Here is a 12,774-nt window from a genome sequence, read left to right as displayed (position 1 = left end):
TTCTTGACATTCACCCCGGGCCGATCCAGACTCCATGGCATAATTATTAAAAAGGAGGTGTACCATGAGACGGTCGGTGATTTTTTTGTTGTTTTGCATCGCTGCCTTGTCCAGCTTTTGCAGTCAGGCGGCGGGCAAGTATCAATTCGAACCCGGCGATACGGTGCTGACCAACTGCCATCAAATCTATACCAAGGGTACGGTTAAAGCCCAGGTTGACGACGGTTACACCGTGCATTTTCCGAAAAAAAGCGGCCCCATCAACTGCCCGCCTTTCCGCTGGCATGCCGAATACGTCTTGCCGTTTCAATCCGTGCCGGAGTATCGGCTGCAATTTTTCGGCGGTTTGAAAACCGCCAAAGTGTTTCGGCTGGGCGAAACCATTACCCTGCGTTTCGACACCGACAAACGCATCGTTCAAAACAAGGATAGCGTGGATATAGAAGCGGAAATCACCGATATCAGCAGTAACGGCGCCGTCGCCTTGAAATTGCTCGGCACCGATCCGGATGCCGCCGCCATGTTCTGGAAATGGGTAGGCAGCAATTACGTGGATTTACGCCACGATGCGCTGGCGGTGGAAAGAAACAAACGTTGAAGCCCGGGCCTTATCGATTCCGTTCCCAATATCTTCCCTATTTATATCCCTCACCCCAGCCCTCTCCCGCAAGGAGAGGGAACTTTTACGACAGTCTCCGAAGGCAGAGGGAATGCCTTGTTAAAGTGATTTCGCGCGCGTTCCTAACCGCGGCGGACGGGCCCTGGGCGAAGCGACTCAGGCCCGCCGCCAAAACCCCAGCATGGCTGCTTCATCCACGGGTTTGCTGAACCAATAGCCCTGAATGATGAAACAACCATTTTCCCGCAAGAAATTACTTTGCACCTCGGTTTCCACCCCTTCGGCAACCAGCTTGATATTCAAGTTTTTCGCCAAATCGATCACCGCCAGCGGAATGGCGGTCAAGCGGGTATCGGTTAAACTGCCCGCGTCGGTGATTTCCATGATGAAGGAACGGTCTATCTTGATTTCGTCGATGGGAAGATGCCGCAAATAACTCAAACTGGAATAACCGGTACCGAAATCGTCGATCGATATCGCCACTCCAAGGCTTTTTATGGAATGCAGCAGTTCTATGGTGCTTTGTTGCCTGTTCATCACCACCCCTTCCGTCAGCTCGATCTGAATCAGGGCCGGGTCGATCGCATGATCCGCTATGGCCCGCGACAGGGTTTTATACAGATTGCCGCGATGAAACTGGATGGGCGATATGTTGATGGCAACCGGCGCCAGCACGGCGCCTTGTTTCCGCCAATGGTTCATGGTTTGGCAAACCCGCTCGATCAGCCAGCAGCCGATATCCACAATAAAGCCGGTTTCCTCGGCAATCGGAATAAACTCGGCCGGCGAAACCGTGCCCAATTCCGGACTGAACCAGCGCAACAGGGCTTCCGCGCCGACAATGTTGCCTTGGTCCAGAGCGTATTTGGGCTGATAATGAATAGCCAGTTCGCCGCGTTTGAGAGCGTTGTGCAAGCCGTGTTGTATCAACATGTAGCGTTCGGTCTGGTTTTCCAGCGATTCATCGAAAAACTGAAAATTATTGCGGCCTTCTTTTTTCGCCAGATACATGGCGCTGTCGGCGTGTTTGAGCAACGTGGCTGGGTTTTCGCCGTCCTTGGGAAACATGCTGACCCCCATGCTCAGGGTGGTGCGTAATTCGCGACCGGCAATCTGATAGGTCTTACTGGCCGTCATAAAGATCTTGGCAACCAAGCGCGCCGCCATCTCGGAACTGCCGACGTCGGGCAGCAAAATGGCAAATTCATCTCCGCCCAGACGACTGACGGTATCGACCTCGCGCACCACGGATTGCAAGGCGCGCGCCACGCTGAGAATCAACTCGTCCCCGACGTCGTGCCCCAGGGTATCGTTTATATTCTTGAAGTGATCGATATCCAGATAGATGACCGCCAGGACGGTTTTTTCGCGCTGGGCCTGCAAAATGGCCTGATTCAGACGATCGTTCAACAGCAGGCGGTTAGGCAGATTGGTCAGGCAATCGTGATGCGCCATATGCCGTAACTTCTCTTCCGCCACCAGCCGTTGGGTGATATCGGCAAATACCGAGGCGTAATTACAAATTTCGCCGTTCTCGTCCCTGATCACGCTGATGTTGATCCACTCCAAAAACAGCTCGCCGTTTTTGTGCCGATTCCAGATTTCGCCCGACCAGCGATCTTTTTGATTCAATTCCTCCCACATCTGCCGATAGAATTTGCTGTCGTGCTTGCCCGAACTCAAGATTTTCGGATTGCAGCCCAATACTTCGGCGTCCGTGTATCCGGTAATTTTGGTAAACGCCGGATTGACGCTGACGAAATTGCGGTTCTTATCGGTAATGGTAATGGCCAATGGCGAGGTCATGAATACCGAGGAAGACAACTTCAACTTTTGCAGATACTCCTTGCGGCGCACGCAATGATTGATGCCGCGCAATAACTTATCCCCCTGCAAAGGCTTGACCAGAAACTGATTGATCTGCAGATTGACCAGATTTGCCACTTCGGGCGGACGGGATTGCCAACTGGACATGCCGCTGATCAAAATCACCGGTACGCCGGGTTCAATGGCGCGAATCTCCTGAATCAATTGCAAGCCGTCGCCGTCCGGCAAAACCATATCGGTGATCACCAGTTGCGGCCGATGCCGCTTGAACAATTCCAGACCCTGCTTGGCATCCGCCGCCGCGTGCACCGCGCCCAGCCGCCTTTGCAGGAAGCGGGTCAAATGTTCCAAGGCGTCGAGATCGTCCTCGACGTACAGCACCGACAACCATTTGAGCCCGTCGTGATCCATGGCCGCCCGCTCATCCGCCTTACCCACCAAGCTTGCGGCGGCGTTGACGCGTTCAACCGGCCGCGCGCTTTCGAGTTCGACGGGATTGAACAAGACTTCCAGCAAAGTCACGTCGTCTTGATGACGCTCGCTGGCCACTTGCCGCAGCAAGGCGTCGATATCATCTATCAAGGTTTCGCTCCGGCCTTCCGCCATCAGGTCCATGCACTGATTCATGGACACTTGCGGGGCGCCCCTGTCCAGTATTTCGGGCAGCCCATCCGTATACAGATATAGTCGCGCCGGCTCGTCGCAGCGGGCTACCTGCAGTTCCGGGCAGAATTCGTCGCCGCTGACGATACCCATGGCTACATGGTTGGAGGAAAATTTCCGCGGCTCCCCGCCATCCTCGGTAAACAGCAGCAGCGGCGGGTTGCCGCAATTGATCACTTCCAGACGATGCTGCTTGGCATCCATGCACAATAGGGTCATGGTGACAAAATGCTCTCCCATGCCGCGCTGGCACAAAGCTTGGTTCAATTCATCGGCAATTCGAGGCAGACTAAATTCGCGAGCCGCCAGCTCCCTAAAGCGCCTGGGTAAATCCAGCGCCGGTAAAATGGCCGCCAAACCATGCCCCATGCCGTCGCCCAACATCACATACAAGCCGTTTTCCGTGGCCTCCATGCAATAAAAATCGCCGGAGATGGTGCTTTTCGGGCGACTGATGACCCGGGCTTCCTGCGGTTGCTTGTCCCCAACCAACTGGGTCACGTAATGTTCTATGCGCTGCTGCTGGTAGCGGTAATCGCTGACGGTTTCCTTTAACTGATTGAGTTGGTCGTGAATGACGCGCTGAGTATCCAACTTCTCGGTGGCCACTTCGAGGGCCTTGTTCAATTGCTCGAAACTGATGGGCTTCACGATGTATTGAGTGGCGCCCAGACTGATGGCTTCCTGCAATAAAGCCACCTCGGAGTGCGCCGACAGAAAGATGATGGGTGTACTGTCATCCCCCAAGGCCCGGATGGCCTGACACATTTTGATGCCGTCAAGCTTGGGCATTCTGAAATCAGAAATAATAATGTCGGGCTTGTATTGGCGATATAAAGCCAAGCCCTGTTCGCCGTCTTCGGCTTCCAGAATTTTGCCGCCCTTACGCCGTAGAAAGATGCTTAACAGATTACGCGCCTCCTTGCCGTCCTCCACGCATAAAATAGTCAAGCCGGCCAAGGATTGCGTGTCCGTCCTCTCAGTGGTGGAGGCTTTCATACCGCCCGCTCCGCCGCCCCGGCTTGAGGCAAATAGACGCTAAACCGTGCTCCCCCGGCGTGGTTACCGGCTTCGATTTTACCTTTCATGTTTTCCTGTATGGAGAGATTGCTGAGATACAGACCCAAACCGGCCGCATGCGGTTTGGTCGTAAAATAAGGATCGAAAATTTTCGGCAGATATTCCTGGTCAATGCCGCCGGCATTGTCGGTGACATGCATGATGACCCAGGCATCCCTGCGCTCCAGGCTGATTGTGATTTCACCGTCAGTCTGCTGCCGGGCCATAATTTGCTCCTTGGCATTGTTGATAAGGCTCAATAACACCTGCGAAAACTCGCCGACCGGCATCATCACCCGCGCGGGACAGTCCCTGCCGACAAAGCTCAATTTGATCCGGTGATATTGCATGCCCGCGCCGAGTAAATTTACGCAACTGTCGATGTTTTCGGCAAGCACAAACTCGGCCATGGATTTATCGTTTTTAAAAAATCCGCGAAATTCGTCTATGGTGCGCGACATACCCGTCAGAATTTCCTGGCACCGCACAACAGCGGCATGGCTGGCATCCTTGTCCGCCTCGCCGTAGGCCAAGGCATCGTCCAGATTCATCAAAATCACCGCCAACGCGTTCAAGGGTTGCCGCCATTGGTGGGCGATATTGCCTATCATTTCCCCCATCGCGGCCAGCTTGCCCTGCTGTTGCAGGATCAAGAGTTTTTTTTGTTGGCTTGCCGCGTCCCGCCGGGTCCGCGTCCCCCGCCCGGCAATGACGCCGGCGTGCACATAGCGCTGCCCTTGATCGGTGAAAAGATCCAGTAGCAAGGAAACCGGCAAACAGCTTGCGTCTCTTGCTTGTCGCACGGATTTTATAGTCGCGCCCGACTCCGCGCCGCTTATCAGCCATTGAAAAGAAGGATGATCCGGCAAGCTTGGAAAGACCCTGCCGACCGGCAGCCGCAAAAGTTCTTCACGGTCGTAACCCAGGCACTCCAGCGCGGCGCCGTTCGCCCAGCAAAAACGTAAGCTGTCGGCATTGAACACCACACAGGGGTCTTTGTTCATTGGCTCCGGCTCCCGGCGGGTTTCAGCAATCCGCCCACAATACAAGAAAATTGGTCTGAATAAACCTGCACTATTGGCCTATATGGACGAATTGTTCAGCGCAATGCGCCGACCGTTCAGTTTCGGCACTCTGAAAAACAGGGATGGAAGGTGGAATGTTGTCGAAAGATATCGCCACCGGCAAAGACTGTATACGAATTGAGGAATTAGCGGATACAATCCTACCCAGTTTTAAACGCTATTTTCAGCGAAATCAGGCGTTTGGTGATGCATATCGCAAATACGCTTTTTTAACCCTTATCGGCTTGACAGGTGGAGCGAGAACATGCAGTTCCTGAATCAATTGGAGGTTTTGAGAAAAAAATTCGCCGCCGATTTACCCGCCCGCCTGTTGGAAATCAAAACCCTGTACCAAACGCCGGATTGCGACCCCCTACTACTGCGCCAAGCCCTGCACCGCCTGACGGGCTTGGCCGGCACCTTCAAGGCCCACCGGATCAGCGAACTGGCCCGCAATATGGAAAACCGTTGCGCGCGGCATCTGACGGACTCCGAAGCCGAAAACCGGCAAATCATCGCCATCCTGTTTGGCCGTCTGGAAGCCGCCGTCCAAGAATATTTGGCCGAAACCGCACCGATAGACAGCACTTGGCTGGAACCACCCGTCATCAGCCAGGGCGACAAGGTCATTTGTCTGATTGCCCCGCCTGACTCTTCGACGGACAAGTTTGCCGAAGCCTTGCGCGAAAACGGCTATTTGCTGGATCCGCAGCCGGATTTGACGGCGTTTATCGAGTTCATCGACCACGGCGGCGCGCTGCCCGGACTGATTATCCTGGACACGGCGCTCGACATATCCAGCCAGGACCAACTCGGCTTCCAGCGTTTCAAGGCCGGTATCAAGGATTTTCCGCCCTTGATTTTCATTTCCGAGCGGGGCGACACGCTGTCCCGACTGGCAGCCGTCCGAGCCGGCGCCAGCGATTACCTGTTAAAAACCGTCAGCAACGATATTTTGCTGGATATCGTAGCGCAATATTTACATCCCCCCGCAAGCCGGAAAATACTGATAGTCGACGACGACAACATCGCCGCCGGCTACATTGCCAATATCATCGACGCGGCGGGCTATCAAAGTCGAATTCTCGGCGAGCCGCTGCGCATTTTCGAGGTATTGGAAAGCTTTCAGCCCGATCTGTTGATTCTGGATATTTACATGCCGGACTGCAGCGGCATTGAACTGGCAAAAGCCATTCGCCAATGTTGCTGCCACAACATCATGCCCATCCTGTTCCTGACCACGGGTACCGATATCGACCAGGAACTGTGCGCGCTGGGCAGCGGCGGCGATGAATTCATCCGCAAAACCGATCCGGATCGTTATCTGTTGGAGAAATTATCCTACCGACTGCGCCGGCTCGATCAAATTCGCGCCCTGCACAAACAACTTAAATCCGCCCAACTGCGCTCCGAGCGCCTGCGCAAATCGCAAAGCGATTTCCTGACCTATGTGGTGCACGAATTGAAATCGCCGCTTAATCTGATTTTGGGCTATAGCGAACTATTGCAAATGGATGACAAGCTCAGCCACGAACAGCGGAATCTGGTCATGGAAATCGTCAAGGGCGGCCAAAGTCAACTGGCGATGATAGAGGAACTGTCGGAACAGGTAAAAGTGTCCAGAGGTCAATTCAACCTGAATTTGGAATCTTTCGACGTAATGCCCTTGTTGACTCAAGCCGTTGCCAACGCGGCGATATTGGCCGCCGAGTCCGGCATCGGCGTGCAAGGCCGATTCGACGCCAAGCAAAGCGTCTACGTGCGCGCGGACCGCCGCCGGGTCGAACAAATTCTGGCCAATCTGCTCTCCAACGCCATCAAATACAATAAGCCCGCCGGCAAGGTCTGGATCAGCGCCCAAGCGCGCGCCGGCAAAATGCTGCGCATCGAAGTAGCCGATACCGGACTTGGCATTGCGCCGGAGGACCGCGAGCTGATTTTCGATGCCTTCGAACGCCTGAATGCCGCCAAGCAAGGCATAGACGGCATCGGCATCGGCCTGTCCATATGCAGTCGACTATTGACGCTGATGCAGGGCCGTATCGGCGTCGACAGCGAATTGGATGTCGGCTCCAAGTTTTGGATAGAACTGCCTCTTACCGCCCAATCAAACCTCCGGGACCCGCTATGAGCCACGACAAGCTTATCGACGAATTGCAAAACCAAATCAGGAATTGGGAAATCCGTCATCACACCTTATTGAATACTTTAAGCGATGCGCTGATTACCATAGACAGGCAAGGCATCGTCAAAACCTTCAACCAGGCCGCCGAATTGGTTTTCGGTTACCCGGCCCGCGAGGTGGTCGGGCAAAAAATCAATATGCTGATGCCGGAACCCCATGGCACCGAGCACGACAAGTATATGGATCGTTACATCAACACCGGGCGTAAACACATCATAGGCACGGATCGGGAGGTGATGGCGCTACGCAAGGACGGGTCCACCTTTCCGATAGAACTGGCGGTCAGCGAAATGTGGCAGGACGGCGAGTTGCAGTTTACCGGCTTGATCAAGGATATTACCGAGCGTAAAAAAATAGAACGCCTGAAAAATGAGTTCATTTCCACGGTCAGTCATGAATTGCGCACCCCGTTGACATCGATACGCGGCGCCTTGGGTTTGATCAACAGCGGCCTGTGCGGGCCGCTGCCGGATAAGATGGATGCGCTGCTGACGATAGCCACCAACAATACCGAGCGCCTGCTATTGCTGATCAACGACATTCTGGACATCGAGAAAATCGAGTCCGGCCATTTGCGCTTCGATTTCAAACGCGTGGCGCTGGCCGATTTGATCGAGAAAGCCATTGCCGATTGCAGCAGTTATGCCGCCGACCACGACATTCATTTTGCATTCGAGGCCGACGACCGCCTGTTGCAGGTTACCGTCGATCCGGATCGCATCATTCAGGTCATCAACAATTTATTGTCCAACGCCGCCAAATTCTCCCCCAAAAACGGCACGGTCAACGTTACGCTACGGGCATTTTCGGGGTATGCCCGCATCAGCGTTTGCGACCACGGCGCCGGCATACCCCGGCATTTCCTGCCGCGTTTGTTCGACAAATTTTCCCAGGTCGACGGCAGCGACAAGCGCGATGCCGGCGGCACCGGTTTGGGACTCAGCATCTCCAAAGCCATCGTCGAAAAACATCAAGGCAAAATCAGCGTCGAAACCGCCGTCGGCGCGGGTACGACTTTTCATGTCGACCTGCCCTTGCATTCGATCAGTGAAATCAAGGATCAACTCAAGCTCGACCCGGCGGCAAACGCTACCGTCCTGGTCATCGAAGACGACCCCGATGTGGCGCATTTGATCAAACGCATATTGCTGGATGCGGGATTCAACACCGAAATCGCCTACGACACCATCCAGGCCAAGCAATTGCTGCAGAAAAACCATTACCACGCCATCACGCTGGATATCATTCTGCCGGGTCAGTCGGGTCTGGAGTTTCTGCAGGAATTGCAACTCAACGGCGATGAAATTCCGGTGGTCATCATTTCCGTCGACGACAACAAAAAATATACCGACTGCGGCAGTTTCACCCAGGACGTGGTGGACTGGCTGCAAAAACCCATAGACAGCCAAAAACTGATCTCCGCCATCAACCGCATCCATCCCAACCCGTCGCAGCGGCCCCTGGTATTGCAGGTCGAGGATGAAGCCGACGTGCGCAAAATCGTCGAGTTGATTCTGACCGATGTCGCCGACGTGGTTGCGGTCGCTACCCTGCGGGAAGCCAGACAGCTGTTGAGCCAACAACATTTCAGTCTGGTGCTGCTGGATGTCGGCCTGCCGGACGGCAGCGGTCTGACCTTGTTGCCGGAAATCAAGCAACGCCACCCCGGTACCGAAGTCGTGATTTTCTCGGCCCAGGATGTGGGCCAGGACATCGCCAGTCAAGTCAGCGCCGCCCTGGTCAAATCCGCCACCAGCAACATCAAACTGATACAAACCATCAAGGCCGCCATCAAATAATGAGCTCCAGACAACAACTCCGTTTCCCCTGCGTGGGCATAGATTTGATGTATTCGCCGTTGCAGGACGATTACGTTGAAGCCATGGGCGCGAAAATTTATCAGGCCGTTTGCCATGACATGAGTTTCTCCGGCTTGTCGTTCGATGTCATCAAACCGTTGCCGGTCGGCGAACAGTTGCTGATCGTGGTGGAAAACCAGTTCCAGCCCACGGAGCATTTGCGGGCGGAAGTACGCTGGTGCAAGGCCATTAGCGAGCAGATATACCGAATCGGGGTAAAAATTCTGCTGGAACAAGCCGCCGATTTGTCCGGTGCCCGCGCAGAACTGGACGATATTGCCGCGCATGATTTGGCCATACCCAGCGGCGCGGAGCTGCGTTGTCCCGCCTGCTTGGAAAGAGCGATATTCGAGCTGGTCGACACTCAGCGCGGCCAATGGACGCAAGGCCTGTTACCGCTTTACAACTGCTCTATCTGCGGCACCACCCGCACCATTCCGAATATTCTGGAATTCAATCGCCGCTTTTATCTGAACGAGTTCAAAAGCAATCGGCTGATTTTCAAGGCCCCGGACGACCAGCCCAAACCCAGGCACAAGCTCGGCAAAATTTTGTATGTCGAGGACGACAGGGATATTCAAACCGTGGCCAAAATGGCCATGGAAATGCTGGGCGGTTTCCAGCTGGAAGTCTGCGACGACGGTTATCAGGCACTGGAAAAAGCCCCGGCCTTTCAGCCCGATTTGTTCTTGCTGGACATGATGATACCCGGCATGACGGGCATACAAACCCTGGACCAACTCCGCGCCCTGCCCGGCCTGCGCGAAGTGCCGGCCATTTTTATGACGGCCAAGATTCAGAACCACGAAATCGAGGACTATAAACGCCAGGGCGTGCTGGGCCTGATACCCAAACCCTTCGATCCCATGGCGCTGGCCAACGACATCAACAGCATCTGGCAACTGCATTCAACCTGACGAGTCAACGGAGGCAGCCCAGGCAAGACCGAGACTACAGGCGATGACAGGCCCAACGGCCGACTAATTGTCGCTACAGGCCGACAAGCCGATGCCGGGCGCTTCGTATTGTTTGAGGTCGGCCTTGTCCAACATGACCTTGGCAAACCAGCGCGCCTCGGTCTTGTCCCGCTGCCTGATTTCCGACGCTATGCCGCGGGCGGCCAATTGGGTCTTGAATACCAGGGCGCGCGACGCATCCCTGAACACGCCCAATGATATGGCGCCTTTCTTGTCGCCTTCCGCAATCAGCCAAATATCCTGCAGCCCCTTGTCCTTTAACATCATTTTGTTGGCCAGAGTCTGCTCGGCGGTTTTCGCGGCCGGGTAATAGACCTGAAAGTCGCTGGCGACAGCCCGCTCCCGCTGCAGGATTTGTTTGCCGGTCAGGGCTTTTTGCCCCAACCAAATTTTGACGCCCGCTTCGTCGGCAAAAGGGCCGGCTTCAAAGCATTTGCGCACGATGGTTTGCCGCGCCGGCCGCGGCGGTTTCTCGGCGAGTCTATTCGGTTGGCGCGGTTTAAGCGCGAGCTCCGCCGGTAAGCGCCATGAATGTCCGCGCAGATCGGCCAATATCCATGCCAATTCGGCTTGCCGCGATTGCTGAATAGCGTCCCGGACCAGCGCCGCGATTTGCGCTCCGCGCCGGGCGCGCTTGAATTCCTCCACCGTCAACAGGCCGCCGACGTCTTCCGTCCGCGCGACAACAGCAGTGTCAATCTTGCCGGCATGAAATTGCCAGAAAAAATAAGCCATATTCAACAAACACAGCAGTAAAAACAATGGTTTCACGGACGCGGTTCTCCCTCGCAAAAAATCGACATTCCCTTCAGTACCAGCTCCGCATCGAGCAGATACGGCACGGATAGCAACTCGGCAATACAGGCGGCATCGCCGCCGGTCAACAGCAGGCGATAACCGACGGCCTGATTTCGCAGGGTCTGCTCTATCAATCCGGTCACGGCCGCGCCAACCCCGTTAGCAATGGCGGCATCGGTGGCGGTAGCCAAACCGCCGCGATAAGCCTGGGCGGTAAAATCCAGCTCGGCGGTATTGGCAACCAGGGCTTGTTTCATCGCGTGCAAGCCGGGGCAAATCAAGCCCCCCAAATGCCTGCCGTCGGCTTGCAAAACATCAACGGTTACGGCGGTACCGCAATCGACAATGCACAGATCGCCTCCATAATGATGATGGGCGGCGATTATCGCCAGCCAACGATCGACACCCAATTTTTCCGCCCGCGGATACGCATTTCGCACGCCAAAGGCGGCGGCGGACGCCTTCGGCAACAGCAGGCGGCATTGCGGCCAAAGACTCCGGCTGAGCGAAATCAGGCTCTCGAACAGCGTCCGATTGGAAACCGAGGCTATCGCCACGGTTTGCGGAGGGTCGATAGCCAGCCAGCCGCGGCGCAGATCGTCTAAAAATCCGGGCCGCCGATAATCCAATGCCACCGTGGCATATCCGCCATCCGCTGTTTCGGTGGCCCATTTAAGCCGGCTGTTGCCGATGTCCAGCAATAATCTCATGTCGACCTGAAACTGACTTCGCCGGAAGCAAAGGCCCGTAGCTTGCCTTGCGGGTCTTCCAGCAACAACATGCCCTGCTCGTCTATACCGCGCACCATGCCGGCAAACGCTTGCTCGCCGATGTAAACATTGACCGCTTCACCCAGCATGCAATCCAACTTGCGCCACTCGTCGATAAAACCTTGCAGGGTCAGATGCTCGAAATCGGCAATCACCGGCAGCATTTCATTCAACAGCAAAGCCACCAGCCGATTGCGACTGGACATGATGTCTTCGCCCATGATTTGTATCAAGTCCACCCAGGCTTGATCGATGGCCTCGGCTTGCGCCGGCGGCAGGTACAGATTCAAGCCCAAGCCTATGACGGCATGGCAAGGTCCGCTGCTTTCTCCGGACACTTCGATCAGAATCCCGGCCAGCTTGCGCCCGCGCCAATAAATGTCGTTGGGCCATTTCAGGCCCACCTCGCTGATTCCGGCTCGCGACAGGGCGCGCACCACGGCAACACCCAATGCCAAACTCAAGCCGGCCAGCGCGCCCGGACCGCTCTGATAGCGCCAAAGCACCGACAGGTAAACATTGTGTCCAAAGGGCGAAACCCAGCCGCGACCGCGACGGCCCTTGCCGGCCGATTGGTACTCGGCCAGACATACCCTGCCCGTGGCCGGTGTTTGTTGGGCCAGCGCGGACAAATAGCCGTTGGTTGAAGCCAGCGCCGGATGTATCTCCAGTTGGCTGATCAGTGACCTGGCGCGCGGCGCTAGCAGTCCGGCGATGTGTTCGCTATCGAGCAGTTGCAAGGGGCGTTGCAGCCTATAGCCCTTGCCGCTGACGGCCAGCAACTCGATTCCGAGCTCATCCAGTGCCCGCAGGTGCTTCCAAACGGCGGAGCGGCTGACGGAGATCAGCCTTGCCAGTTCGGTACCGGAATGAAAGCGGCCGTCCGCCAACAGATTTAGCAAGCGTAACAATTGCCCGGGAATCGACATTGAGGAATTTTATGCCAACGGAAA

Annotated in this window: 9 protein-coding genes; 4 read left to right on the top strand and 5 right to left on the bottom strand. The window is 55.5% G+C overall.

The window, feature by feature from the left end; translation table 11 throughout:
- Positions 1 to 64 precede the first annotated feature (64 nt).
- The gene (locus NP590_RS01070; protein WP_256600287.1) at positions 65 to 598 is read left to right on the top strand and encodes a hypothetical protein; all 534 of its coding nucleotides are present in this window, start codon (positions 65 to 67) and stop codon (positions 596 to 598) included.
- A 177-nt stretch (positions 599 to 775) separates the two neighbouring features.
- Here the strand turns inward: NP590_RS01070 and NP590_RS01065 are convergent, their stop codons facing one another.
- On the bottom strand, positions 776 to 4,108 hold the full coding sequence (locus tag NP590_RS01065) for an EAL domain-containing protein (protein WP_256600286.1): 3,333 nt from the start codon (positions 4,106 to 4,108) through the stop codon (positions 776 to 778).
- Positions 4,105 to 5,172, bottom strand: coding sequence for a sensor histidine kinase (locus NP590_RS01060; RefSeq protein WP_256600285.1), 1,068 nt, complete (start codon positions 5,170 to 5,172; stop codon positions 4,105 to 4,107). The genes NP590_RS01065 and NP590_RS01060 overlap by 4 nt, the downstream gene beginning before the upstream one ends.
- 325 nt (positions 5,173 to 5,497) lie before the next feature.
- On the opposite strand from NP590_RS01060, the gene NP590_RS01055 reads away from it, so the two are divergent.
- From NP590_RS01055 to NP590_RS01045, 3 genes are read left to right on the top strand one after another with little or no spacing between them, the layout of a single operon-like run.
- Positions 5,498 to 7,363 carry an ATP-binding protein gene (locus NP590_RS01055; RefSeq protein ID WP_256600284.1) on the top strand — a complete coding sequence of 622 codons (1,866 nt, stop codon included), beginning with the start codon at positions 5,498 to 5,500 and terminating at the stop codon, positions 7,361 to 7,363.
- Positions 7,360 to 9,216: a response regulator gene (locus NP590_RS01050; protein WP_256600283.1), complete on the top strand. Its 1,857-nt coding sequence runs from the start codon at positions 7,360 to 7,362 to the stop codon at positions 9,214 to 9,216. The genes NP590_RS01055 and NP590_RS01050 overlap by 4 nt, the downstream gene beginning before the upstream one ends.
- Positions 9,216 to 10,193, top strand: a complete 978-nt coding sequence (locus NP590_RS01045; RefSeq protein ID WP_256600282.1) for a response regulator — start codon at positions 9,216 to 9,218, stop codon at positions 10,191 to 10,193. Before NP590_RS01050 ends, NP590_RS01045 begins: the two co-directional genes overlap by 1 nt.
- Before the next feature lie 63 nt (positions 10,194 to 10,256).
- Here the strand turns inward: NP590_RS01045 and NP590_RS01040 are convergent, their stop codons facing one another.
- The 3 genes from NP590_RS01040 to birA are packed head-to-tail and all read right to left on the bottom strand — an operon-like array spanning position 10,257 to position 12,750.
- Positions 10,257 to 11,024: a hypothetical protein gene (locus NP590_RS01040; RefSeq protein ID WP_256600281.1), complete on the bottom strand. Its 768-nt coding sequence runs from the start codon at positions 11,022 to 11,024 to the stop codon at positions 10,257 to 10,259.
- A complete protein-coding gene (locus NP590_RS01035) occupies positions 11,021 to 11,761 on the bottom strand; it encodes a type III pantothenate kinase (RefSeq protein WP_256600280.1) in 741 nt (246 codons plus the stop codon). The genes NP590_RS01040 and NP590_RS01035 overlap by 4 nt, the downstream gene beginning before the upstream one ends.
- Complete coding sequence (gene birA, locus NP590_RS01030) at positions 11,758 to 12,750, bottom strand: bifunctional biotin--[acetyl-CoA-carboxylase] ligase/biotin operon repressor BirA (protein WP_256600279.1); 993 nt, start codon at positions 12,748 to 12,750, stop codon at positions 11,758 to 11,760. Before birA ends, NP590_RS01035 begins: the two co-directional genes overlap by 4 nt.
- Between the last annotated feature and the right edge of the window lie 24 nt (positions 12,751 to 12,774).

The sequence above is a fragment of the Methylomonas subterranea genome, assembly GCF_024505185.1.
Lineage (GTDB): Bacteria > Pseudomonadota > Gammaproteobacteria > Methylococcales > Methylomonadaceae > Methylomonas > Methylomonas subterranea.
The sequence above is the reverse complement of the archived record's forward strand: the minus strand, read 5'-3'. Positions and strand labels throughout refer to the sequence as shown.

Coding starts and splice junctions, on each gene's coding strand:
- NP590_RS01070 (WP_256600287.1), top strand. CDS start 65: ATGAGACGGTCGGTGATTTTTTTGTTGTTTTGCATCGCTGCCTTGTCC.
- NP590_RS01065 (WP_256600286.1), bottom strand. CDS start 4,108: ATGAAAGCCTCCACCACTGAGAGGACGGACACGCAATCCTTGGCCGGC.
- NP590_RS01060 (WP_256600285.1), bottom strand. CDS start 5,172: ATGAACAAAGACCCCTGTGTGGTGTTCAATGCCGACAGCTTACGTTTT.
- NP590_RS01055 (WP_256600284.1), top strand. CDS start 5,498: ATGCAGTTCCTGAATCAATTGGAGGTTTTGAGAAAAAAATTCGCCGCC.
- NP590_RS01050 (WP_256600283.1), top strand. CDS start 7,360: ATGAGCCACGACAAGCTTATCGACGAATTGCAAAACCAAATCAGGAAT.
- NP590_RS01045 (WP_256600282.1), top strand. CDS start 9,216: ATGAGCTCCAGACAACAACTCCGTTTCCCCTGCGTGGGCATAGATTTG.
- NP590_RS01035 (WP_256600280.1), bottom strand. CDS start 11,761: ATGAGATTATTGCTGGACATCGGCAACAGCCGGCTTAAATGGGCCACC.
- birA (WP_256600279.1), bottom strand. CDS start 12,750: ATGTCGATTCCCGGGCAATTGTTACGCTTGCTAAATCTGTTGGCGGAC.